This window comes from Caldicellulosiruptor bescii DSM 6725 (assembly GCF_000022325.1).
Classification (GTDB): Bacteria; Bacillota; Thermoanaerobacteria; order Caldicellulosiruptorales; family Caldicellulosiruptoraceae; genus Caldicellulosiruptor; species Caldicellulosiruptor bescii.
Genome location: NC_012034.1, coordinates 465,753 through 490,734 on the forward strand (window position 1 = coordinate 465,753; position 24,982 = coordinate 490,734).

A 24,982-nucleotide genomic window follows, 5' to 3' on the forward strand; every position below is an offset into this window, starting at 1 on the left:
CATAAATTCCAGTGTATAGGTTAACAAAAAGAAAAGTTTTAGTACAAAATTTTATAAAAAAGATGGTAACTCAATTAAAATACTAATGAATAAATTGATGGACGAAATGATGAAATATTACATGGAAGGGTAATGGAGAGATATTAAGATGCGTGGCAAGGAAATAGAAATTGGAGGCAAGAAGTTAGTGGTTACGAATGAGATTTTAAAGAGTGCGGGAGACTTGTCAAGAATTTTGTGTTTCCACATCAATAGTGCATATTGTAGAGCTGTAATATATTGTAACTGCATTTTTTAAGAATAGGTATTCCGTTTTTCCACTTGCCTCGGCGCAAGTTTTCTCTTTGTAAGTAAATGTTTATTTCTAAAATTTCTACAGATTGAAAATAACCGCCTGAGTTTATTCTTATTTTTTCAATTATACTGTTAACACTTTCTACTGCATTGGTAGTATAGATATGCTTTCTTAAATCTTCAGGATACTTCATATGTGCAAGATAAAATTCGGCTTTTTCGCAAACACCCTTTATGAATCTGGGATATTTTGAGGAATATTGATTACAAAGTTCTTTAAACTTTAAAACTGCTTCATCGAAGTCAGAAGAGGAAGTTCTTAATTTATCAAGTTCTTTGTTGAAAACAGAAGCATCATCTTTAGCCATATGTTTTCTAACGTTACGTTGAAGGTGAACAAAACATAGTTGATGGTCGGCAAGGGGATAAGCGAGTCTGACAGCATCGATTATACCTGGGAAATCATCGCTTACGACTATTAAGACTTTTTTAAGACCTCTTGTAATTAAGTCGTCAAAGACTCTCATCCAATCGGCTTTGTTTTCTTTGCCGAAGAAAGGGCAGAATACGAAGATATCTTTTTTGCCTTCTAAATCAATACCGAGGACAACATAGCAAGTAGCTTGTTTAACTTTTGAGTTATCTTTAATTTCGCAATGGTAACCGTCAATGATGAGAGCAAAAGTACTTTCAGGAAGTTCTCTTTGTTTAAAGAGTTGAAGCTCGTTTTTTAGATCGTTTTTGATTTTTTCGATTTCGTCTTCAGAATAAGGCAAATTCATGCTTTTAAGAGTTTGGACAAGAGAACTTTCTGAGTAACCATTGACGACTAAAGACATAAGCAGGTCAGTGTATGAACTATCAACTCTTTTGTAGCGGTCAGGGAGAATAGAAGGTCGAAAGTTACCAGAACGTGTACGAGGGACAGAAATTTCAAGACTGCCAACAGGTGTTGCAAGTTTTCTTTCATAGAAGCCATTGCCTTTGTCGTTTTCGTTTTTAGCAAGGTAAACAGTTCTTTCTGATAACATAAAGCAATCGAGCAAGTTTTCTAAAAGCTGTTTTAGAGCTGGGCGAGTAGGATCATCACAGGAAGCAATACATATTTAGCACTTGTTCGATAGCCATATTTTTAGCGGTCTCAAAAATTTCATTTTTCTCCATAATCGTGAACCCCCTTTGGTGATTATTTCAATACTCATTATACAGTGGACACAATTTTATTTTAACTCCCAATGGGAGTGGGAGTTTGCCAAGTGGTTGTGTGACGTTATACAGGAGTGATATAAGTTGGAATGGGTATTATACACCGAAGGTGGCAAGTGGAGGTTCAATAACTTTAAAAGGTAATAGTGAGGCAAGCAGGAAAGAGAGTAGCAGTGCGAGTATAACACCGGGGTATTCAGACAGTTTTGTATGGGGTGATAGAGGTTATTCAGGTGGAATATCAGCAAGTGTCTCGCCAGTGAGGACAGGTGGATGTTATACTCCTAAGATAAACGGAGGAGCTTCTTCAACACCAAAGCCGTCAGGTTCTCTTTCAATAACGGATAAATTCAGGGATTTTTTAGAGGGCATTGTACGAAAAGTTGAGGATTTTTCATCTAAAACTAAGAAAGATTTATTAAGAGGAATATTAAAAAATTTTTTAGAGGCGTTAAGACATGCCAGCAGTAATAGTTTGAAATATTCCATAAATTTTTTAGAACATGCTTTGCAAGATAATCCTTCTGAAATAATAATTACAAATGAAAAGAGTGAATTGTCTAAAAAAATAAGGGAGAATGAAGACTATAAGAAAGTTAGGAAGTATATTATTTCTGTAGCTAAGGAATTACTCCCCACAATGAAAGCTGGGGAAGAAAGAAAAATTGATAAAAACAAAAAAGAATTTTCTGCAACATTTTCTAAAGAACATAATTTGGACCTCTATTTAGCAATAAACAATGCAGATCTATACTTTAAAAAAGAGAGTGAAGATACGATAAGCATATGGCTTAAGGATACATATAATTTTGACAATGCTACTTTGAAAGAAAATTCAATAGAGTTGATAGATGACTTGTTAAAGGATAAATTAGCCTTTGGTAAATGGCTTAATGAGTTTGGGCAAGATTTAGAGAATAATCATATTGTTAACAAGTATGAAATTAAAATAAAAATAGAAACTGTTAAAATCTCAATACTTCAGTAGAGAAAAAGGTGATATAATCTAATGGTAATTAAGATTTTTAAGTTTATCTTAATAATTGTTATAGGAGTTAATCTGTTCTTTATTTTATCATTTGGCACATTGCTATTTTTACTTCACTTAACTTCCGAGCCACCAAAATATGTAAAAAATCGTGCTGAATGGATTAGGTTGTATAAGATATTTGATACAGAATTTCCTGAGCCGATAAAAGAAGAAAAGATTGTAAAATGTGAGACTTACTTTCTTGACCTATTAATTTTTAGCGAAAAAGACAAACCAAAATTAGAAAAGTTAACATCAAACTGGATTTATATTAAAAATAGCAAAATTCCAGAAAACCTATATAGTAAAATACAAGATGATCCTTATACTATATCTGGAACGGTAAAAGATTATATTGAAACAGTTTTAAATCATGTAGAAATTTTTTCCTTAGGGAAACACAAACTCCCTGACGATTTGAAACCACTTTTTTTTGATATTGAAGGAAAACGTGTATATGAAAATAAGGGTGCAATCTTGAATGAAAAATTAGCTCAGAATATGCTTATGGAAATGAAAGAAGAATATAAGTTTTATAGATATTACAAAGCAACAAAGGATGGAACAACAGAACTTTCTCTTTATTTTGTATATATTCCAAAAACCAATCATCTATATGTATTTAATAATACTTACTACACTGAAAGGATAGACTATATTAAAGATGAATTACAGGAGTTACAAAATACGAGCAAATAAACTATATCATTGAAGTTTGTATAAAAAGGTGAATAAGGATGTTAAAAAATGAGAAAAAGAGCATCTGTGCTTCTATCAATTTTTGTCGAAATAACAATTATTGCTGTGGGAATGTTTTTAATCTTTAAAGATGACCTTTTTGTTTTTTAGAAATAACAAGCCTATTTATGCAAAAGGTGAGCCAGTTTTGGTAGAATTAAAATATGAATTTATAAAGGAAGAATTGATAAAAAAAGTAGGAAAACCCAAAAAGGTTAAGAAAGAATGGTGGGGTGCTTATGGTGATTATGTAGAATATTGTTACTATGATTGGGGTAGCATTATATTAGCACCAGGTGTTAAAAAGAATTCATATTATGTAATAGACGCAGAGATTAACAAGAGAGGAATAAAGGGACCGAGAGGAATTGAAGTAGGAGATAGTTATAAAAGAGTGATAAATAAATTTAGATATAGTCCCCAAAATTGGTGGCGTAGAATATCTATACTGTATCAAACCAAAAACAAGCAACAACGATAACACCTATGGTTTAAAATTTGATTCTACTAATGATATCGAGCAATATGGTAGTATAATCTATAACGAAAAAGGTGAAATTGACAGCATTTATTACCAAGACAGTTCCTATTAATAAAATTGAATTTAAAATATCAAAAGGCAGAGTAAAGCAAATTGTGGTACATTATCATGATACTTGAGAAGGTGAAGTTTTTGAAGGCCAGAAAAAGAATTATTGTACTGTTGTCAATCATGATTTTAATTTTGAAAAGCACTTTTGTTTTAAGCAACGATAAAGATGAAAAAGATTATTATGATTACACTGGTAAAAAAGGGAAAAAGAATATAGTGATGAGCATATACATCAACAATTCAAAGGTTACAGGTCTATATGCTTACAAAGGTGTAAGAAAGTATATAAAGGTAGAAGGAATAATAAAAGGTGGTAAAATAAAGTTAAATGAGCTTGACTCAAAAGGTAAAGTAGTTGGAACATTCAATGGCATTATAAAAGATAAAGTGATTAAAAAGAGTGATGGTCGTCTAATAAGACCAGTAGATATAATTGAAGGGACTTGGAGTGATGGCAAAATAAAAATGCCTTTTAAACTGATAAATGAGCACGAAATATATATGCCTTATGGTGAAAAATTCAGCTTTGTTGGTTTTCCGGATGATGAAGTACTGAAATTTGCTACTAACATTCAAGAATATTTGATAAAAAACGACAAGAAAGCACTTGGAAAACTGATAGCATATCCAATTAAGGTCAAAATTGACGGTAAAAAGAAAACAATAAGAAATGAAAAAGAGTTTATCAACAATTTTGATAAGATATTTGATGCCAATTTGAAAAAAGCGATAATAAATGCTGAGCCTTTGATTATGCCTGCGAATCAATATGAAGCTATGTTAGGAGAAGGTGGATATAACGTTTAGTTTACAGATGTAGTAAGGAATGGTAATGTGTATTGGTTAATTCATACTATTAACAACTGATTATTCATTGAAATTAAAAGAGTCGTTTTGTCTTAAATTATACATACCAAAAGATAGTTTGTTATATGAGAGTAATAAATAATTTTTTGAAAATATGAAGTCCTCCATCTTGTCAAGAATCAGAATATGAACAAAAGTATCAGAGATGGAGGTTGTTTTATTTATTTTAGGTTGTTGAATAAAAAATATTAACAATTATACATGTAATCTGCTACAATCGTATCCTCCATCTGTTAATACCATCTCACAGCCAAAGCCCCATGCCCTATACAAAAGCTCTTCTTGTTTTCAAGTCATGTTCATTTGCCTCTGTTAAAATCCAAAAAAGCGGTATCACTTCTTCTTTGGCTGTACACAAAAAATGTAATTTTTTCAAAATAATTAGCTTAAAAATTTTTATTTTGTGCTTTAATGCTCATGAGTATATTTTTAAAAACTTTTTTGTTACTATGTTTACTCTATATGGCTATTTCTGTTATTCAACAACCTCATCAGTAATTTTAAAACATTACAAACCATTTAATTAGTTTTCGCCTTAACTTCCGTTTATATTTTGCATATTAAACAAATTTAGTAACAAATATATGAAAAAATTCATCAATATTATATATTGTTTTTTTTTTTTTTTTTTTGGGATATAATCAAACAAAAATTAAGAAACGAGGAGTGAGGGGTATGAGTAATAAAATTATTACGAATTATAACCTGATTAAGAATACTCACAACAATATTAAGGTCAATAGTTCCAATCATAGTGTTTCTGCACAAACGCTTTCAACAGGTTGGATTGTGCCTGATAAACCTTCTGTGCAGTCTACTGCTGCATACAAAGTTACACTTTCAAACACTTCTTTGCAAAAAGCTTCTACCAGCAGTAAAACTCATGGTTCGAATACACGAAATAGTGGAGGGATTTTGGGTATTTTTTCAAATATCAAAAAAGATATTAGTGACACTACAAAAAGTATTCAGAATAAAGTCAACAATTTTGTAAAATCTACAGTTTCAAATTTGAATAACACAGTTAAAACAGTAGAGCACAAAATTTCTTCAGTAGTAAAATCAACTGGGGAAAAATTAGAGACTGTTGCAAAGGATATTAAAGAAGGTTTGAAAAAAGCTGTAGATGTTACAACAACAAATAGTATTTCTGTTGTAGGGAATAAAACTATAAAAGAGAAAAAAATAACCTTGAATGTAGCAGGCAACAAAATGTATCTAAAATTTACATCTTCAGTAAGTGGAGAAGTGGGAGTTGAAAAATCTTCTCAGTACAAAGCAAATACAGAGAAGGCTTCTGGTTTTGTTGAGCACAGCAATTCTGGTAAATTGAATTTGGAATTAGAGAAGAGAAAAATTAGCAAGAGTTTTGAGAATAGCACGAGTATGAAAGTTAATGATAAAACTGAGATTGTAAGTAATGTAACAGTTAACAAAAGGGGTGCTGAGATTGCAGGTGGAACAAAACTGGTGCTTTTGAAGACACATAATCAGGAAGTTAATGTAACAGTTGGGGGAGAAGTAAAGAGCAATAGAAAAGCTGAAATAAATTTAGCTAAGGTAACTCATTCTTTATCAACAAGTAAGATAACTTCCGAACAAAGCATAGGGTTAAGCATTGATGAGAAAACTTTTAATAAGATAAAGACCACTATGCAGGGTGTATGGCTCGCAGTACCAAATGATACAAAGTTTAAGATAGGAGTTGCTGTTGGAGTTATCAAAGGGGCTGTAAATACTGTAAAGAGTTTAGTTGATGTTGTAACTCATCCAAAGCAAATCGCAGAAGGAGCAAGAGAATTAATTAAACATCCGCAGGTAGCATTAAAATATGTAGAGCAATCTATTGCTAAGGCAAAGGAAGAATTTGTAAATGGTGATGATTATAAAAGAGGAGAAATGGTAGGGGAAGCACTGTTTGAAGTAGGGGTTAGTATAGCAGGTACCAAAGGATTAGATAAATTAGCGAAGGCAGCCAAAGTATCTAATAATTTAGGAAAACTTAAAAAAGTATTTGATGTTACGACAAAAGTAGCAAAACCAGCTTTTGGTCATTAAGTTTTTGCACACAGAGCTTTGCAAAGAGCTCTGTGTGCTTTGTATTGAAGAGAGTAATTGCTTTTTGATAAAATATACCCGGCAAAAGAGTTTGTAGTAGGAAGGGGAATGAGAGTTGAAAAGGATGAGGAAAAGCAGGAAGTGGCTGATAATTGGATTGATAGGTTTAATACTGGTTTATTTTGGTTTTAAATTTTTTTCAAACAGATATATCATTGTAGATGACAAAGTTATAATGAACACTTTGTCAATAGATGATACACTTAGTGTGATAAATGGGATGATAGATAGAGGGGAGTATAATAACGCTGCAGCTCTTGCTAAATGGATTGTTAAAAATGCTAAAACTTCTGATGGTAAAATTAGTGGTTGCTTCAAAATGTGTGAAATAGCCAATCTGATAGGTAATCCGATGATGGAGGAGTATTATGCAGACCTTGCTTTGAAGCAGTTAAACAGTGATACCTCATTGTGGGTTAAAAAGGTTGCTTATTTTTATAAAGGTGTAGCAGTTGGGAAGAGAAGTCAGGAACTTGGTGAGATAAAAAGAATGAGTGAAGCTGTTTACTGGATAAAAAGATCTTTAAATATTAATGACTTGGATGAGCCTAAAACAACCTGGGATTTTAATGGACGAGCATATTATTCACTTGGAGTAATATATATAGAAGCATATGGAAATTACAAGAAAGCACTTGAATACATAGAAAAGTTTTTACAACTTGTTAAGGAGGATAAAGAGAATGAATTTTTAAAAGAGTATATTGAACTATTATCATATTCAGGGAATTGCTATTATGAATTGGGTATGAAGGATAAATTAAGAGAAGTGTATGATATCTGGAAAAAGAATTATTCCAAGTACAAGGATTATTTTAAGAATTATAAGTTCCAATTGAAAAAGTTAGAATTTCTTAACAAACTAATTGATAACAAATATAAAGAGGCAGAAGAGATTATGAAGAAAGAAGATCCAGAGTATTTAGGGATTTACTATTATCGAAAGGTAGGAGATATTGAAAAAGGCAAGAAAGCGTTGATAGGTTTTGGGAAGAGTAATATACAACTTTATCCATTTCCATTTTTTCAGAGGTTGGTAAAAGAGTTTAAGCTAAGTGAGAAAGAGAAAAAAGAACTTGAGGTTATGTGGAAAAGATGGGTTGAGGAAAACAGAAAAAAGTGTATGACTACAAATGTACTTAGAAGTGATAAAGAGATAGCAAAGAGGGGTTGGAAATAATGAAGTACAGGTTTGAATGCACATTTTTAGAAGCAGAGAGAGTTTATTTAGAAATCATATCAGAGAAGACAGGAAAAAAATACATTCCGATGACAAGAGGAGATGATAGTTTTGTGTGTGAGCTGGATTTGAATCCTTCTGATATTTATAGATACATTTTTGTGATTGACGACAATATAAGGCTGATAGACTGGGCAGCACCGTTTACACTGCCAACAGAAGACGGGCAGATATTTTCCTGCATAGCTATAAATGCCAACGGAGAAATCTTAACATATGATTTTGAACCAAGTATATATGTTAAAGACTTTAGCTTTTGCAATGATACAGTTGAAAGTGGGAAGTTAATTTATAAAAGAGCTTTTTCAAGGAAAGACGAGAAGGTATGTGTGAGGATTGAGTATAAAGATGTTTTGGGTTTTCATCAAAGCAGTATACTTTGGTATAAGCCTAATGGGGAATTTTTTGTTCAAAGCAGTGGTATTGTTTGGAGTGATGATGAGGGAATGGACAACATAACTGAGTGGCATTACATACAGATAAGCGATGAAATGCCTACAGGTAAGTGGAAAGTAAAGTTTTTTATTGATGGATTGTACATCTTGGAAGACTATTTTGTGATAACTCCAAGTGTATATGGCATAGAATCAGGTATATTAAAAACAAACGTATAAAGCTAAAAAGTAGTCTTTACCTTACGTATTACAGACAACATAGTTCAAATAGTGAAATAATTAAGAAGGTATTACTACAAACTTTTATGTGGTGGTATATGACATTATGCATAAATTCTTAACTTGGGTCTATAAATAATCTTGTGTATTTAAATTAGACCAACCTTCTTGGTAAGAGATCATTCAGGATAAACTTGTCTACTTTCTATTTTTTAGTATTACCATTTTAAAAATTTTTATGCATAAATTTTTAAAATCGTGGACAAAATTTAATACTGGGTTATGATACTCTGTTTTTGATTTATTGTTTTAAACTGCTTCCATGGAAGCAGTTTAAAATGCGAACTGGTGATTGCTATCTACTTTATATACTCTCTCAAACGCTCAGGATACATTATCAAAAGCTGATTTAATATTACATCCCAATTTCTGTACCTTCGTGTCCACTTTCTTACAACATTTTTTGTTGCAAGATAAAGCATCTTTTCTAAAGCTATATCATTTGGAAATACTGATTTTGACTTTGTAACTTTCCTAAACTGTCTGTGAACACCTTCTATAATGTTTGTTGTATAAATTTATTCTTCTAATCTCTGGGGGAAACTTAAAAAACGAGGTCAGCATTTCCCAGTTGCTTTCCCAGCTTCTAAATGCATAAGGATATTGTTTCCCCCATTTCTCTTTTATTTGACAAAAATTCTCAAATGCCTCTTCTTCATTTGTTGCCTGGTATATTCTCTTGAAATCTTTTGAAAATTCTTTTATGTGTCTATACGAAACATACTTAAATGAATTTCTCAACTGGTGGATTATACATCTTTGAATATCACTCTTTGGGAACACTGCTTCTATTGCTTCTTTCAAACCAGTAAGACCATCAACACAAAACAGCAGGACTTCTTCTACTCCTCTTGTCTTTAAATCATTCAATCGACCTTGCCAGAATTTAGAACTTTCACTTTCTCCTATCCATATTCCTAAAACATCCTTATATCCCTCAATGTTAATCCCTAAAACAACATAGGTAGCTTTATTCACAATTTTACCCTCATCTTTTATCTTGTAGTGGATCGCGTCCATGAAAATAAACGGATATATCTTTTCCAATGGTCTATTTTGCCATTCTCTTATTCTATGGTACTATTTTTTCTGTAATTTTGCTTACCATCTCAGCAGATACTTCAATACCATAGATATCTTTTATTTGTTCATGAATATCTCTTGTTGTCATCCCTCTGGAATATAAAGCTATTATTTTATCTTCAATTTCAGAGATATCTCTTTTATATTTGGGAATTATCTTGGGTTCAAATTCACCTTCTCTGTCTCTTGGAATATCAATTTCCATCTCTCCAAATTTTGTTTTTACGGTTTTCTGAGTATATCCGTTTCGAGAGTTAGTAGTTTGTTTGTTTTTAATATCATATTTTTCATAACCCAGAGTTTCTTCAATTTCTGCTTCTAAAAAGCTTTAAAGTACATCTTTGAACAGGTCTTTTAAACTTTCGTAAATATCACTTACACTCTGAATATTATTTTTTCTTATAAACTCTAAGAGCTGCTCTTTTGTTAAAACATTCTCCATAACAAAAAACCTCCTTCTTGGATATTTTTGTTATATTCTGATTCTTACCAAGAAGGAGGTTCTTATACTTTACACAAAATTATTTATAGTCTCGTTTTTAATCTTTAAAGATGACCTTTTTGTTTTTAGCTATATTCCATATCTTATTTAGCATCAAATTCAATTTCAAATATAACAAGATTTTTCTCTTTGTCAGCAAAAGATTTGCAGAAAAATTCTTTGATGCTCAAAACGTGATCTACCATACAGCCATACGAGAGTCTACTCTTTTTAGTTTTCTGCATCAAAAAACCATTAAGTTTATCACTGTAAGCTTTAATTGTCTCAAAAGGAAATTTTTCTATTCCAGAACCAATCCTCACATCTTCTGTCTCAAGCAGATTTGAAGAGTTTCCATCTATTTTACTTACAATTTTTATTCTACCAGAAAAATTGAGAGGTTTAATTCTAATATTAATTGCTCCTAAATGCTGCCTTTTAAAACATGCAAGCCGCTCAAAAGATATAAAAATTTTTCTGCCACGTTCGGATTCCCAGAGTATTTCACGTACTACCGTTCCGCTCTTCATGTCAAGTTTTCTAATATGTTTATAAATTTTTCCACTGAATAAATTGAAGTTTTCACCCTCAATCATTATTTCAAATGTCTTCACATCAGCTACATTTACCATTGCCTCGCCACGCTTTGCAAATCCATATCCACCCTCTGGATAGGTTATATCATACTCTTCATAAAAGCCGTTGATATATGTTGCTTTAAAGCTCTGGCTTTTGTCAGGAAAATCTTCATCCAAGTTTCCCCTCAGGCCTAAATATCCATTTGCAACTGTAAAAATGGTCTCAAGCATAAAATTATTTTCAGGATGAAATCCATCTTCTATTATGTTCCATTCATCTGGCAAAAATATAGATTCCTTTTTGGGAAGCTTTCTCAAGCTGTATTCTCCTTTCGCAGCAAAATCTTTTTTACGTAATCATACCTTAATATAATTTTACAGTCAATGGCTGGAAGTTACTTTATAAATATGTTTTGGGAATGTTACCGAAATATTTTCGGTATATTTTTTTGTTTAATTATAAATTTGATGGGTAAAAAATAAAAGAAGTAAAAATCAATTTTATGGAGGTAAATACGAGATGCCAAGTTTTGCAAACCCTTTTCAGGGAAATGTGAACAGGAAAATGACAAAACAAGAGTTAATTCAGGCAATTCGCCTTGACATTGCATCAGAGCTTGAAGCTATTTTTATCTATGACGCTCATGTGCAGGCAACAGATGACCAAGTAGCAAAAAGAGTAATTGCAAATATCAGAGATGAAGAAAAAGCACATGTGGGAGAGCTAATGACACTCCTGAGAATTCTTGACCCTGAGGAAGCTGAACACTTTTTAGAAGGTGAAGAAGAAGTGAAAAATATGCTCAGAGAACTTGGAATTGAAACTGAAGCAAAGCAGGGTGGGTTTACAATTGGAAGTTTAGTTGATGAAGGAAAGGAGAAAGATTAAGATGTATTTCATGGGGCGAGACCAATCACCGTTGAAAAGTGAACATTGGAAAGTAATAGATGAGATTGTAATTAATACTGCAAAAAAAGTGTTAGTTGGTCGACGATTTTTGCATCTTTTTGGTCCTTTAGGTCCACAAACACATACTATCTTTGCCGATGTTGTTGAAGAAGCAGAAAGCAAAAAAGCTGTAAGAAGATATTACCCTTTAAAACAAATTTACGAAGACTTTAAACTTAGCTGGAATGATTTAGAATATATTCTCTCTGGGACAGGACCTTATGATTTTTCTCAAGTTGCAAGAGCTACTTTGGAATGTGCAAAAAAAGAAGACGAATTTATATTCTGGGGTTGTAAAGAACTTGGGCTGGAAGGAATTTTAACTGCAACTGGCACAAATAGACTTAAAAAAGGAAATTGGAACGAGGGAGAGACTGCATATTCTGAGATAGTAAAAGGAATAGAATTGCTACTAAGAAAAGGATATATAGGTAAACTTGTTCTTATATTAAGTCCAGACATTTATGTTCAGCTTTCAAGAATAAACCCAATGGCTGGAGTGCTGGAACTTGAAAGAATCTCAAAACTGGTAGATAATAACATTTTTAAAACACCAGTACTTGGTGAAGGAAAAGCAGTCTTAGTTTGTGCGGAGTTTTCTAACATCGATTTAACGATAGGGCAAGATATGATTGTAACATATATGGGAAATGACAAACTTGACCATGAGTTTAGAATTATAGAAACAATTGTACTTCGTATTAAAAACAAGGATTCTATTGTAATATTTGAATAAAATTTAAAAATAAAAGGAGGGATAAAGATGAGCGTAAAGAATGATATGACAATAGGATTTTTAAGGTCTGCATATGGTGGGGAGAGCATGGCTCACATGAGGTATCTGCTTTGGGGTGACATTGCTGAAAAAGAAGGTTTTCCGAACATTGCAAGACTTTTTAGAGCAATCTCATATGCTGAGCAGGTCCATGCAAACAATCATTTTAAAGTACTTGGTGACATTAAAGGTGGGCATATGGTTGCATCTGATGCAGTGTTTGGAGTTGGCACAACAGTGGAAAATCTTCAAGGTGCAATTGACGGTGAGCTTTTTGAGGTAAACCAGATGTATGATGTTTACTTAAATGCGGCAAGATATCAAAACGAAAAAGATGCAGAAAGGAGCTTTCATTTTGCAATTGAGGCAGAAAAGATTCATGCTCAGCTTTTTAAAATGGCTCAAGATAGCGCAAAAGAAGGAAAGGATATAGAGATTAAAAATGTTTATATCTGCCCTGTTTGCGGACATACAGTTTTAGATGAGGCTCCTGAGTTTTGTCCGATATGTGGGACAAAGAAGGAAATGTATAAGATGTTTTAAAAAAAACTTTTTTATGGACTATCCATTCTGGATAGTCCATTTTTATAACAGTAAATTAGTATTGACATTTTGTTTTTTTTTAAACTTATTACAGAAAATTTTATACATTTACACTTTAAAAGGAGGATGAGGGGTTAATATGAATAGTATTCAAAAAGTAGCTCATCACATTGTAAGTTCTATTGCCAATGATTTGCGTGAAAATACATTGACAAACATAGTATCAATTGCAGCAGGTGGAATAGGTGGAGGAGTGAAAGCGTACAGAGCTGCCACAAGTGGTTTTACAATGCTTGAGAGAAAGGTTGCAAGTAAAACAGTAAGTGGAGTATTGAAAGGTATGGGTGAAGGATATATTTTCGGAAAAGGCACAGTAAGTGTTATTGCGAGTGTTACTAATAAAATAGCGAGTGTAGAAAGGTGGTTTGATAATACCAAAGTGGGTAAAGCAATTGATAATGCCATTACTTGAGTAGAGCATGGATTGCACAAACTTATTGGTGGGGGAGCGTATTAAATATAATTAAATATAGATAAATAGGGAAGGAAAAAATGTCATGAGTAGAAGATTCAAAGCAAAGGATATTCTTTTTCGGGTATACATAGTATTTATTATTTTCATAACTATTGTGGCAGGACTAATTGTCATACCTATTTTAGGAGGTTTAATAAATGTAGCACTAAAAGCCTTAAAAATTGAATGGCTTTGGTCAGTAGCTGCTTTTGGGTTGCTGGGTTATTATGTTTACAAATTCGTGTCAAAGAGAATAAATAACAGAAAACCAAGGAAGGAAGGGAAGCAAGATTGAAATTGTTGCAATTTGTTCTTGTAATGGCTTAGACGAGAATTATCAACCAGTGAATGTAAAAAAAAGTGTTTAGTGAATTAGATGAATTTATAATTGTGTGGTGTCAAGCTAAAAATATTAAAAAGGAAAGCCAAGTGTCAATGGAATGGTATAATCCCGAGGAAAAACTTGTGTTTACAATAAACATTGATATAAAACCTACAAACAAAGAACATCTTTATAGATATTTTTGGAGTGTTATGAGGTATAATTTTATAAATACAATCAAAGGTAAGGTGTTTGGTATATGGAAAGTAAAGGTAAAACCTTTTGACATTGAATATGAATTTGTAATAAAAGATTTAAAGAGTTATAGCTTATTTAAAGAAGGCAAAACAATTAGTGGAGTGTTTGATGAAATAATTTGAAATTTTATATTAATATAGTAAGAGAAAATTGATTATTTAAGAAACGCATAATAAAAACTAAAAAATCAGGGGCTGCCTATTCCAATTGAAGAAAAGCAGCCCATTTCCTTTTAAAAGAAAAATAAAGATTATTTCAAAATCTCCTCAATTTCTTTCAATTCTTCTTCTGAAAACTCAAGATTATTAATACAACCCACATTATCTTCAATCTGAGACACTTTGCTTGCACCGACAATTACTGATGCTACAACTTTGTTGCGCAAAATCCACGAAAGTGCAAGCTGTGAAACTGTCTGACCACGCCTTTTTGCAATCTCAGAGAGTTTTTTAACCTTTTCAATTCTCTCAGGAGTTATATCACTTTCTTTTAAGAATACGCCCGATTTTCTTACTCTTGAATCTTCAGGAATTCCATCTAAATAACGATCTGTCAGAAGTCCTTGAGCAAGAGGAGAATATATCACAGCTCCCATACCAAGCTCATTTAATGTATCAAAAAGACCATTTTCAACATCTCTTGCAAACATATTGTATCGAACTTGATTTACTATAAGCTTTAGTCCAATTTGTTTTGCAGCTGAATACGCTATTTTAGTTTGTTCAGGATTGTAATTAGATATACCAGCATACAAAGCTTTTCCGCTGTGCACTGCCTGATACAAAGCCTCCATTGTCTCTTCAATTGGTGTTTCTGGGTCTGGTCTGTGAGAGTAGAAGATATCAACATAGTCAAGGTTCATTCTTTTTAGGCTTTGGTCTAAGCTTGCAAGAAGATACTTTTTTGAGCCCCAATCACCGTAAGGACCTTCCCACATCTTGTATCCTGCTTTTGTTGCAACAATTATTTCATCTCTGTAAGGGTTTAAATCAAGCTTAAATATTCTGCCAAAATTTTCCTCAGCAGCACCCGGTGGTGGTCCGTAGTTGTTTGCAAGGTCAAAGTATGTTATTCCAAGATCAAAAGCTCTTTGAACAATTTTTCGCATGTTGTCAAATGGGTCACCATCTCCAAAATTGTGCCAAAACCCAAGTGAGATAGCAGGAAGTTTTAAGCCACTTTTCCCACAGCGTAGGTATAGCATATTATTGTATCTGTTTGGATCAGCAATATACATGAGTTTTCAAACTCCTTTTGAAGATTTTAATAATTTGATTTTAACCCCTGAAGGGATATATTTCAATAGAATGTTTTTTATTATCACTAAATGATTAAAAAAACAATATTTAAACCTTCTTGTAGTACCTCTATCATCATTTATCATTCACCTTTTTATAATTTTTGAATCAATTCTAAAACTTTATTTACACCTGTAAAATTATATTCATTTAGTTTAGTATGCCAAAAGTGTAATCTTTCTTTAAAACTTGAGTTAGTTAAAATCTCAACAATTTCAGCTAATATATCTGCTTTTTCAATGTCTTCTCTTTTTATAAATTTAGAAACTCCCATATTGGTGCAAATTCTTGCATTATACTCTCGTTCAGTATGAGTAGGTATAATTAATGAAGGTACCTCATACAAAAATTGACCTAAACAACTTCCATGGCCTCCATGATGGATAACAACATCAGAGTTTCCATAAGCAATTCCCATTGGAACCCAATCAATAATGCTAAATTTCTCTTCATCAATTCCGTAAGAGTTTAAAATCTCTTTTGCTATTTTCCTGTCCGAATCACTCCCTGTAGAAAAAATAATGTTAGCATCAAATTTTTTTAATGCTGAAAGTAATGTTTTAAAAATAATAATTCCACTTTCACCCACATTGTCGTAAAATCTTGCTGTATAGCAAAAAATTGTAGGCTTATTTTTATCTCTGTTAAACAATTTTATATACTCTTCTTTAGCCATGTCTAATGGATCCCATAATATGGGACCAACATAATATGTGTTAAATTCTGAAGGATTATTTATTGGATCAAATTCAGGAAAACTGGGAATTATGGTTAAACTACCAGTAAAAATTTCTTCAAAAGAATTTAATTGTGAAACACCTTTTTTCTTAAAATAATTATTTAATTTCTCAGTTAATGTAAACTTTAAATTTTGTTCTTCTTCCCACCATCTTATTCTTCCAAAAGCAATGTTAGGATGATAACAACTTTGAGTTATAGCTATCAAAGGTATGTCCATTATTCTTGCAGCAATACAACTTAATATACCAAGGTCTGATATTATAAAATCAGGAGAAAAATCTTTTAAATATTCTATTAATTCTTCAACTTTTTTTTCTACCCATTCCATATTACCATATCCTATTATTTCCCAAAATTGCTCTGCACAATACCAATTAGGAGTTTGCACTCCTTTTTTAATATCCTTGATATTAAAATTTTCTGATAACTCTTCAATTCCTATTTTATTCATATATGGTTTTGCATTTTCAAATCCAAAATACTTTACGATATATCCTTCTCTTTGTAACCCTTCTGCGATTGGAAGGGATCGAGACATGGGACCTAACCCAGAACCAAATTGTAAGAATACTTTTTTCATTAAGTTGTACCTCCTTGTAAAACTTTTCAATTTCATTCTTAAATTGAGATAGATCAAATCTTGAGGAGTCAGTTTTTATTTTACTAAAACATGGCATAAAAGTAGTTTTTAATATAAACTTTATTTTTTATTTGAACCCATTATATTGTGTAATTTCTGTTTTAAAAGTAAGAATTTGAAATGAAGTTTTGTGATAAATTTAAAAATCTTACGTCAACAAATTTTATCAATATTATTACCAAGCACTATCTTAGGATCAGTTGTTTTTACAAATTTGAATTTTCCCTACAACATAAGCTTGTATAGTAAAAATTTAGAAAGTAATCAAATATTCTCTGCTGCCAAAGCACCTCTAAAACTATTCGAAAGGATTAATATTGGTATTGAAAAACAAACCAAATTTAGACTTAGTAATATTTTCTATGTATTTCATCAGTCTTCATTTTAAATAATAAACAGATAAACTAACTTAATATATAATCAAAAACCAATGACGTTATCTACTCCTTTCTATGGATATTATGAAATTGCAATTATAATAACAAAAAAAAAGAAAAGAAGCAATATTTGTTATAACCAAATTTTGTTTTTCAATTTAGTGTATTTTTTATAAATAATTTAAAGCTGCTTTTAGATGATAGAGCAGAAAAGAATATAGGCTATTAATCTGATTAGATAGGCCTCAGAAAAAAACTATGTCCGACCTCTTGATGCTATCCTCTCTAAATTCTCAATTGCAAAGAATACTAAAAAAAACTATAATATAGATAACAACACTTTCAAAGCTTTTTGAAGGATTGTGAACCGATGGATGAAAATATCAGGAGAGAAGATAATTTGAAGAGAATTGAAGTAAAGATTGCGGGTATGAATTATGTATTAAAGACTGACGAAGATGAAGAATACATAATGAAGATTGCAAATTATATAAACAAGAAGATGTCTGAGGTTGTGGCAAACGAGCCGCAGCTTTCTACATCTCTTTCGGCAATGCTCACAGCCTTTTTGGTGGCAGACGAGTATTTTAAACACCTTTTAGAATGTGATGAGAAGCTTTCAAAGATAGGTGTTGAAAGCGAGAAATATCAAAAAGAGGTTGAGGAGTATAAAGAGAAATTAAAAAAGGCAGAGGAAAAGCTCTTGCAGCAAAATCAAGAGATTGAAAAGTTAAATGAAATTATTCAAAATCTTAACCAAGAACTTGAAAAAACAAAGCAGGAACTTGAAAAGACTAAAAAAGAACTTGATGATTTCATAAACGCATTTGATGGTGATAGATAAAATGAAAATGCTTTTTGTATTTTTGGACGGTGTTGGAAAAGGGGAGAAAAATGAATACAACCCCTTTTTTTATTATCATCCAAAAGCATATGACATTTTTTTAAAAGACGGGAATGTCCTGTTTTTGGATGCCACGCTTGGCATTGAAGGTCTGCCGCAAAGTGCCACAGGCCAGGTTACAATTTATTCAGGCATAAACGCAGCAAAAGAGGTAGGGTTTCATATCAACGGACAGATTACACCAAGCCTCAAGAAAATAATTGACAAACAAAATATATTCACTACTCTTTCCCGGCACGGTTTGAAAGTAGACTTTGCAAATGTTTACAGAAACGAGTATTTGCAAAAGCTATTAAATGACAAGAATTTTAAAATGTCTGTGACAAGTTATATGGTTTTGACGGCAGGCATAAGGTTCAAAACAGTGGAAGACCTCTTGAAATCTGAGGGAGTTTATTTTGATATTACAAATCACGTTTTGATTGAAAGTGGATATGAGGTACCAGTTTTTTCACCTGAGAAGGCAGCTGAAAATCTTTTGAATGTGCTAAACAAAAATGATTTTGTTTTGTTTGAACATTTTAAAACAGACATCATAGGACATTCATGTGATATGGAAAAAGCTTTAGAGCTTATAAAACTTTTAGATGAGTTTATAATCAGCTTAATTGAAGATCTTCCAAAGGATGCTTGCCTTGTTGTTACATCTGACCATGGTAACATAGAAGATTTGTCAACAAAGACACATACAAAAAATAAAGTACCTTTTTTAGCATATGGAAATAAAAAAGAAATTTTTGCTATTGAGTCAATTGAACAGATTTATAGTAGTATATTAAAATACTTTGAAATATAAACGCAAAGGGATGACACAGAAGAATGAAAAAGGTAGAGTTACTGGCACCAGCAGGTGGGTTTGAAGAGCTCATTGCAGCCATAAAAGCTGGGGCTGACAGCGTGTATGTTGGTGCAAAAGAGTTCTCAGCAAGAGCGTATGCAAAGAACTTTTCAGAAGATGAGCTTAAAAAAGCCATAGATTTTTGTCATGAGAGAGGAAAAAAGATATATCTTGCAATAAACACCCTGATTTACAATGATGAGATGCGCAAAGCTTTGAAGCTTTTAGAGTTTGCATATAAAGAAGGAATTGATGCTGTTATTGTGCAGGATATAGGTCTTCTTTTCATTATGATAAATGAATTTCCCGACCTACCTATTTATGCAAGCACACAGATGACAGTTCATAACTTGGCTCAGGTAAAGTTTTTGGAAGGCTTAGGAGTAAAGAGAGTTATACTCTCAAGAGAGCTCTCAATAGATGAGATAAAGAACATAAGACAGCAAAGTAGTATTGAACTTGAGGTTTTTGTGCATGGAGCTTTGTGTGTTTCATATTCTGGTCAGTGTCTTTTTTCAAGCATAATTTTTAAAAGAAGTGGCAACAGAGGGCAGTGTGCCCAGCCTTGCAGGCTTTATTATAAGCTATTAGATAAGGAAAAAAAAGTAATTGATAGAGGATATCTTCTTTCACCAAAGGATATTTGTCTTTTAGAAAACATAGATAAACTAATCGAAGCAGGGGTTGACTCTTTCAAGATAGAGGGAAGATTAAAGGACCATTATTATGTGTACACTGTGAGCTCAATCTATAGAAAATATATTGATATGTATTACGAGAAAGGCGAAATAACAATCGACAGCGCTGATAAGCAAAAACTTCTACTTGTTTTCAACAGAGGAAACTTCAGTACTGGATACTTAGAAAATACTGATATAGATAGAATAATCTTTAAGAAAGCACCTAACAATACAGGTCTTTTTATTGGGAAATTTTATTTTGAGAACGAAACCCTTTTTTTGCAGACTTCATATAACCTTTCAAACGGTGATGTGATTTCTTTTAGAAACAAAAATTTTGAAGAGATTCTTCTTGAAATAAATAACAATATTATTAAGAAAGATGACAAAAGATTTGAGGTGAAAGTTGATTTTGAAAGGAAAAAGAGATTGAAAGAATTTTCTCAGGGTCAGGTGTTTATTGTAAGAAATAAAGAACATGAAATTAGAATAGAAAAAGAAATGAATAAGGAGAAAAAATTTAGGAAGGTTGATTTTAAAGTATGGATAGAGAAAGAAAAAAAAATAAAAGCTTTAGCAGCATGTGATAGATTTGAGGTAGTGGAAGAGGGGGAAGTTGTTCAGCAGGCAAAAGAGAAAAAAGTTACATCTGCTGCTGTAATCAGCAGCTTTTCAAAACTGGGTGGAACAATTTTTGAGATGGGAAATTTTGATGCGCATATTGAAGATGGCTGTTTTGTGAAGGTCTCAGAACTAAACAGGCTGAGAAAGGTATTGATTGAAAAGCTTTCTCAAAAGATAATTAGCTTTTATAAGAGAAGTCTAAAACAAGATGTTGAAATTTCAAGGTATTTAGAAGATGGTTGTGCAAGGTCATTTAATAGAAGTCACCGGTTTTCTTTCATGATAGATTCACTCTGGCAACTTGAAAAGCTTAAAAAGTGGTGTGAGGCACGCAATCTTTCTAACTATGAAATCTACATTCCTTACAATGTAATTTTTGATATAAAGACAGATGACAATATGGTTGCTTATCTTGACAGGATAACACACGATGAAGATTTAAAAAAGGTTGATGTTGAAAAAATAAAAGAAAAGGGTATAAAAAAAGTTTTGGTAAGAAACCTTGGGCAGTATGAGATTTTCAAGCACAACTTTGAAATTTATTTTGATTTTAGCTTAAACACTACAAATTCTGTTTCATTAAAATTTTTAGAACTACTTGGTGGTAAAAGAATCTGTCTTTCGGTTGAGCTATCTAAAACAAGAATTATAGAAATTTACAAAAACGCACAAGAAAGTGAGATAGAAGTAATTGTCTTTGGTAGAATTCCTCTGATGATAAACAGGCTTAAATTTTTCGAAAAGGGAGAATATTTGCAAGACAGGAACGGTGAGCTTTTGAAACTTATAAAAACCCAAAGAGGGAAAAATGAAGTTTTAAACCCTGCATTTTTGTATATAGACGATAAAGATGTGCCATCTGATGTGCTGAGATTTGATTTCACAGGCATAAATGAAAAAGAAATGGAAAAAGCTTTGGAAGGTTATTTTGATAACAAGGGGATTGGTCTAAAAATTACAAAGGGGTATTATTTGTCATGATGAGGGAGTTTACAAAAAACCGGTTTGTGGTTGCTATGATTTATGTTATCATAATTAGCGCTTTTATCTTTTCATGTGCATATTTAATCAAGACATTTGACCTTTTTGTGAGATTTATGATAAAAGCATTCATTCCAGTTATAATAGGACTCTTTATTGCAGTTGTGTTTGAACCGCTTTTAAAATATATGGAAAAGAATAAAGTAAACAGGACAATCTCTGCAATACTTATACTTATTGTCCTCAACATAATACTTGGTTTTATGCTTGCAGAGGGCATATATATACTTGTGAATGAGTGCATGAGATTAGTTGCGAGTCTTCAAAATATTGATTATGATAAAATTTATCAGGCTTTAGACAAGCTCTTTTCAAATGTAAAAAATATATACTCAGGATTGCCGGGGCCTATTGTAAATTTTATTCAATCAGGTGTTGACGAACTTACAAATGTACTTAACCAAATTGCCACAATGAGTTTAAAGGTAATAAAGGTTATACCAGCAACCTTAAAAGGTGTCACGGTGTGGTTTTTTTCTGTTCTGTCAGCCTTTTTCTTTATGCGCGACAGACACAAAATGAGGTCATGGCTAATTCAAAACTTTTCAGTCCAGATTTACAAAGAACTTTCATCAATTGCTTTTAAAGTTATAGACTCTGTTGTAGACTATGCAAAGTCTCAGATAATTCTGGCAATTTTAATGTTTCTCTCAGGGCTTGTAGGGCTTTCTATAATAAAGGCGCCTTACTTTTTGGTGGTAAGTCTTCTTCTGGGGCTTATGAGCATAATTCCAATCATAGGTTCAGGCATAATATTGCTTCCGTGGATTGCAGGCAGTTTTATAGCTGGGGACACTAATTTTGGAATAAAACTTTTGATTGTATATCTTATAATTTTAGGCATTCGTGAATTTGCCTCTATCAAGATTGTTGCGAACCAGGTGGGGATTTCGACCTTTACAACACTTGTTTCTATCTATGCAGGTGTTGAAGTGTTTGGAGCGTGGGGGTTTGTGATAGGTCCGCTTTTGGTTGTGTTTTTGAAAGCAGTGTATGAGACAGGTGCAATTAAAAAGATAAGAGAAAATCTCTTTTTGACAAAAAAGGAGTGAAAATATACAAAATGCCTGTTTTAAGAATATATACTGAAAATAAATCTGCGATAGAAATAGAAGCAGAAAAAAGCTCAAATCTTTTGGATGTCCTTCAAAGAAGTTCATTTGACATTGAAGCAAGTTGTGGCGGCAGAGGTGTGTGTGGAAAGTGCAAGGTGAGAGTCAAAAAAGGTCAAAAACCTTATTTAGAAAATCTTACACCGGAAGAAAGAAGACACCTGAGAGAAGATGAGATATCAAGAGGTGTTCGGCTTGCATGTAAGGTAGAGGTTTGCGAAGATTTAGATGTTTTTTTAGAAAAATTTTCTGAAAAAGCAAATGTACTTTCACATTTTACCTTGAATGATTTTGAGTATGAAGAAAATATAATTGTAAAAAAGGTGGTTTTACAGAAACCTTCTTTAGACGACCAAAAAAGTTTTGAACTGAGGCTAAAAGAAGTAATTGGTAATAGCAATTTAAAAGTTTTGCCAAGAACCTTGCAAAAGCTTGCAAGACTAAAGGACCAGGATTTTTATGCAGTTATTTATTCAGATGAGATTGTGGATGTGAAAAACTCTTCCCTTGCATTTGGTCTTGCTGTGGATATTGGAACAACTACTGTTGTATGTTATCTTGTTGATATGATTAAAAAAAGAGTAGTGGATTTTTACTCTTTTGTAAATCCTCAGAAGAAATTTGGTGCTGATGTTATTTCACGAATAGATTTTGCAAGAGAAAAAGAAGAAGGGCTTTTTATTCTTCAAAAAGAAATTTTAAATTCACTAAACAGAGCATTAAAAATTCTTACACAGAAAAACCTTATATCTCAAGATGATATATATGTTACAGTATTTGTAGGCAATACAACAATGTTACATCTTCTTCTGGGGGTTGACCCTCAAACAATTGCAGTTTCTCCATTTGTGCCAATTTTTACCGAAAATATTATTGCAAAGCCGAATGAATTGGGACTCGAAATAAATTCAGAAGGTGCTGTCAAGATTTTAAATAGCATTTCAGCATATGTTGGTGCTGATATTGTTGCTGGGATACTTTCAATTAGAATGCATAAAAGTCCTAAGGTTTCGCTTCTTTTGGACCTTGGAACAAACGGCGAGATGGTACTTGGAAATAATCAATTTTTGATTGCATGTTCAACCGCTGCAGGTCCTGCATTTGAAGGTGTTAATATTTCATGCGGAATTAGCGCTGTTGAGGGAGCAGTTGATAGTGTAAAAATAGAAGAAGGTAGGATACATTTTACAACAGTAGGGCAAAAACCGCCACTCGGCATTTGTGGTTCAGGGATAGTTGATGCTGTTTTTTATATGCTTAAAGAAGGTATCATAGATGAAACTGGCAGGTTTTGTATTCAAAATGATACATATAAATCATACATGAAAGAAGTTAACAATCAACAAGCCTTTTTCATCACCGACTCTATCTATATAACTCAGAAAGATATAAGAGAGATTCAACTTGCAAAGGCAGCAATCTCAGCTGGAATAAAGACAATGATAAAACATGCTAAAATTACAGAAGATGATATAGAAAATGTATATTTAGCTGGCGGTTTTGGGAATTACATAAATCCGAAATCTGCTGTTGGAATTGGTATTATTCCAAGGAAACTGAAAGATAAAATAGTTTCTGTTGGGAACAGTGCTGGTGCGGGAGCTTTGCTTGCACTTTTGAGCAAGAAAATGGAGTTTGAAGCTCAGGAGATAGTAAAGAAGGTAGATTATATAGAACTTTCAAATTCTCAGGAATTTAATCAGTTTTTTGTTGAAAGTATGATATTTGAGAACCTCAGTCAAGAAGGTGAGCAGAAACAAGATGGTTGAAGAGATAAGAGTGAAAGATAAAATAAAACTTTGGATATTCATTTTTATCATGGTACTTTCCATATTTGCTCTTGTATATGCCGAAAAACAACATCAGCTAAACCCCAAGTTTATAAAACAGTATATCACCCATTTTGGTGTTTGGGCACCAGTTGCATTTTTAATACTCTACTCAGTAAAATCTTTTATAATTTTCATTCCGGCAGGAGTATTTATGCTTGCTGCAGGACTTTCATTTGGCACATTATTTGGGGCACTTATTTTAATTGTAGGTACTCTTCTTTCTTCTACCATTGGTTTTGTGTTTGCAAGGTATTTTGGTAAAGACTATGTGCAAAAAAAGCTTAAAAACACAAAGTTTTCTAATGTAGGCAAGAAGATAGCTGAAAAAGGTTTTTTAATCATATTACTTTTGAGGCTTGTGCCAATCCTCCCTTACGATGCTATAAACTATATATGTGGTCTTTCAAAGATAAGGTACAGAGACTTTATACTTGCCACCTTTATTGGAACAGTACCTGCATGTTTTTTGTACGCTTATCTTGGTGAAAATATCTTAAGACCGTTTTCTAAAGGATTTTATTTAAGCTTGTGTTTAGTAATTGTTATATCCCTCACACCTATTCTTTTTGCAAAGACAATAAAAGAATTTTTGCAGGATGATAAAGAAGAAGAGAATTAGCATAAAATTTAATT

Annotated in this window: 22 protein-coding genes and 3 pseudogenes; 19 read left to right on the forward strand and 6 right to left on the reverse strand. The window is 32.3% G+C overall.

Annotated elements, in window-relative coordinates:
• Positions 1-226: 226 nt before the first annotated feature.
• Positions 227-1,458: pseudogene (locus tag ATHE_RS01990) on the reverse strand (IS256 family transposase).
• Positions 1,459-1,609: 151 nt separating this feature from the next.
• Here ATHE_RS01990 and ATHE_RS01995 point away from each other — a divergent pair.
• The 4 genes from ATHE_RS01995 to ATHE_RS02010 all read left to right on the forward strand — a co-directional run bounded on the left by ATHE_RS01995 (position 1,610) and on the right by ATHE_RS02010 (position 4,667).
• Positions 1,610-2,488: a nucleotidyltransferase domain-containing protein gene (locus tag ATHE_RS01995; RefSeq protein WP_231503239.1), complete on the forward strand. Its 879-nt coding sequence runs from the start codon at positions 1,610-1,612 to the stop codon at positions 2,486-2,488.
• A gap of 21 nt (positions 2,489-2,509) precedes the next feature.
• Positions 2,510-3,229, forward strand: a complete 720-nt coding sequence (locus tag ATHE_RS02000; protein ID WP_015907005.1) for a hypothetical protein — start codon at positions 2,510-2,512, stop codon at positions 3,227-3,229.
• A gap of 187 nt (positions 3,230-3,416) precedes the next feature.
• The gene (locus tag ATHE_RS14900) at positions 3,417-3,749 is read left to right on the forward strand and encodes a hypothetical protein (RefSeq protein ID WP_232421996.1); all 333 of its coding nucleotides are present in this window, start codon (positions 3,417-3,419) and stop codon (positions 3,747-3,749) included.
• 183 nt (positions 3,750-3,932) lie between these two features.
• Positions 3,933-4,667: a hypothetical protein gene (locus tag ATHE_RS02010; protein ID WP_256861319.1), complete on the forward strand. Its 735-nt coding sequence runs from the start codon at positions 3,933-3,935 to the stop codon at positions 4,665-4,667.
• A gap of 267 nt (positions 4,668-4,934) precedes the next feature.
• Here the strand turns inward: ATHE_RS02010 and ATHE_RS15430 are convergent.
• Positions 4,935-5,097: pseudogene (locus tag ATHE_RS15430) on the reverse strand (ISNCY family transposase); the annotation flags it as partial.
• A 305-nt stretch (positions 5,098-5,402) separates the two neighbouring features.
• Here ATHE_RS15430 and ATHE_RS02015 point away from each other — a divergent pair.
• The 3 genes from ATHE_RS02015 (at position 5,403) to ATHE_RS02025 (ending at position 8,699) form a co-directional block, all read left to right on the forward strand.
• Entirely contained in the window at positions 5,403-6,785 is a 1,383-nt protein-coding gene (locus ATHE_RS02015; RefSeq protein ID WP_015907009.1) for a hypothetical protein, read from the forward strand.
• Positions 6,786-6,909: 124 nt separating this feature from the next.
• Entirely contained in the window at positions 6,910-8,025 is a 1,116-nt protein-coding gene (locus tag ATHE_RS02020) for a tetratricopeptide repeat protein (RefSeq protein WP_015907010.1), read from the forward strand.
• A complete protein-coding gene (locus ATHE_RS02025; RefSeq protein WP_015907011.1) occupies positions 8,025-8,699 on the forward strand; it encodes a hypothetical protein in 675 nt (224 codons plus the stop codon). Before ATHE_RS02020 ends, ATHE_RS02025 begins: the two co-directional genes overlap by 1 nt.
• A gap of 359 nt (positions 8,700-9,058) precedes the next feature.
• On the opposite strand, the pseudogene ATHE_RS14195 reads toward ATHE_RS02025, so the two are convergent.
• Positions 9,059-10,284: pseudogene (locus tag ATHE_RS14195) on the reverse strand (IS256 family transposase).
• Between the two features lie 143 nt (positions 10,285-10,427).
• On the reverse strand, positions 10,428-11,219 hold the full coding sequence (locus ATHE_RS02040; RefSeq protein WP_015907012.1) for a glycoside hydrolase family 65 protein: 792 nt from the start codon (positions 11,217-11,219) through the stop codon (positions 10,428-10,430).
• A gap of 202 nt (positions 11,220-11,421) precedes the next feature.
• Between ATHE_RS02040 and ATHE_RS02045 the strand changes: the two genes are divergently transcribed.
• The 6 genes from ATHE_RS02045 (at position 11,422) to ATHE_RS02070 (ending at position 14,384) form a co-directional block, all read left to right on the forward strand.
• The gene (locus ATHE_RS02045) at positions 11,422-11,790 is read left to right on the forward strand and encodes a ferritin family protein (protein ID WP_015907013.1); all 369 of its coding nucleotides are present in this window, start codon (positions 11,422-11,424) and stop codon (positions 11,788-11,790) included.
• On the forward strand, positions 11,768-12,586 hold the full coding sequence (locus tag ATHE_RS02050) for a family 1 encapsulin nanocompartment shell protein (RefSeq protein ID WP_231503240.1): 819 nt from the start codon (positions 11,768-11,770) through the stop codon (positions 12,584-12,586). The genes ATHE_RS02045 and ATHE_RS02050 overlap by 23 nt, the downstream gene beginning before the upstream one ends.
• A gap of 27 nt (positions 12,587-12,613) precedes the next feature.
• Positions 12,614-13,168: a rubrerythrin family protein gene (locus ATHE_RS02055; RefSeq protein WP_013431128.1), complete on the forward strand. Its 555-nt coding sequence runs from the start codon at positions 12,614-12,616 to the stop codon at positions 13,166-13,168.
• A gap of 139 nt (positions 13,169-13,307) precedes the next feature.
• Positions 13,308-13,640 carry a hypothetical protein gene (locus ATHE_RS02060; protein ID WP_015907015.1) on the forward strand — a complete coding sequence of 111 codons (333 nt, stop codon included), beginning with the start codon at positions 13,308-13,310 and terminating at the stop codon, positions 13,638-13,640.
• Positions 13,641-13,725: 85 nt separating this feature from the next.
• Positions 13,726-13,977: a hypothetical protein gene (locus ATHE_RS02065; RefSeq protein ID WP_015907016.1), complete on the forward strand. Its 252-nt coding sequence runs from the start codon at positions 13,726-13,728 to the stop codon at positions 13,975-13,977.
• A gap of 65 nt (positions 13,978-14,042) precedes the next feature.
• Positions 14,043-14,384: a hypothetical protein gene (locus ATHE_RS02070; RefSeq protein ID WP_232421997.1), complete on the forward strand. Its 342-nt coding sequence runs from the start codon at positions 14,043-14,045 to the stop codon at positions 14,382-14,384.
• A 128-nt stretch (positions 14,385-14,512) separates the two neighbouring features.
• Here the strand turns inward: ATHE_RS02070 and ATHE_RS02075 are convergent, their stop codons facing one another.
• Entirely contained in the window at positions 14,513-15,499 is a 987-nt protein-coding gene (locus tag ATHE_RS02075; protein ID WP_015907018.1) for an aldo/keto reductase, read from the reverse strand.
• A 155-nt stretch (positions 15,500-15,654) separates the two neighbouring features.
• A complete protein-coding gene (locus ATHE_RS02080; protein WP_015907019.1) occupies positions 15,655-16,881 on the reverse strand; it encodes a glycosyltransferase in 1,227 nt (408 codons plus the stop codon).
• An 807-nt stretch (positions 16,882-17,688) separates the two neighbouring features.
• Between ATHE_RS02080 and zapA the strand changes: the two genes are divergently transcribed.
• From zapA to ATHE_RS02110, 6 genes are read left to right on the forward strand one after another with little or no spacing between them, the layout of a single operon-like run.
• A complete protein-coding gene (gene zapA, locus ATHE_RS02085) occupies positions 17,689-18,162 on the forward strand; it encodes a cell division protein ZapA (RefSeq protein ID WP_015907020.1) in 474 nt (157 codons plus the stop codon).
• Positions 18,149-19,018, forward strand: a complete 870-nt coding sequence (locus ATHE_RS02090; RefSeq protein ID WP_041727032.1) for an alkaline phosphatase family protein — start codon at positions 18,149-18,151, stop codon at positions 19,016-19,018. Before zapA ends, ATHE_RS02090 begins: the two co-directional genes overlap by 14 nt.
• Positions 19,019-19,041: 23 nt before the next feature.
• Entirely contained in the window at positions 19,042-21,345 is a 2,304-nt protein-coding gene (locus ATHE_RS02095; RefSeq protein ID WP_015907022.1) for a peptidase U32 family protein, read from the forward strand.
• Positions 21,345-22,457 (forward strand): sporulation integral membrane protein YtvI, encoded by a 1,113-nt coding sequence (ytvI, locus tag ATHE_RS02100; protein ID WP_041727319.1) that lies wholly within the window; start codon positions 21,345-21,347, stop codon positions 22,455-22,457. Before ATHE_RS02095 ends, ytvI begins: the two co-directional genes overlap by 1 nt.
• Positions 22,458-22,468: 11 nt before the next feature.
• Positions 22,469-24,286, forward strand: a complete 1,818-nt coding sequence (locus ATHE_RS02105; RefSeq protein ID WP_015907024.1) for an ASKHA domain-containing protein — start codon at positions 22,469-22,471, stop codon at positions 24,284-24,286.
• On the forward strand, positions 24,279-24,968 hold the full coding sequence (locus tag ATHE_RS02110) for a TVP38/TMEM64 family protein (protein WP_015907025.1): 690 nt from the start codon (positions 24,279-24,281) through the stop codon (positions 24,966-24,968). The genes ATHE_RS02105 and ATHE_RS02110 overlap by 8 nt, the downstream gene beginning before the upstream one ends.
• Positions 24,969-24,982: the final 14 nt, after the last annotated feature.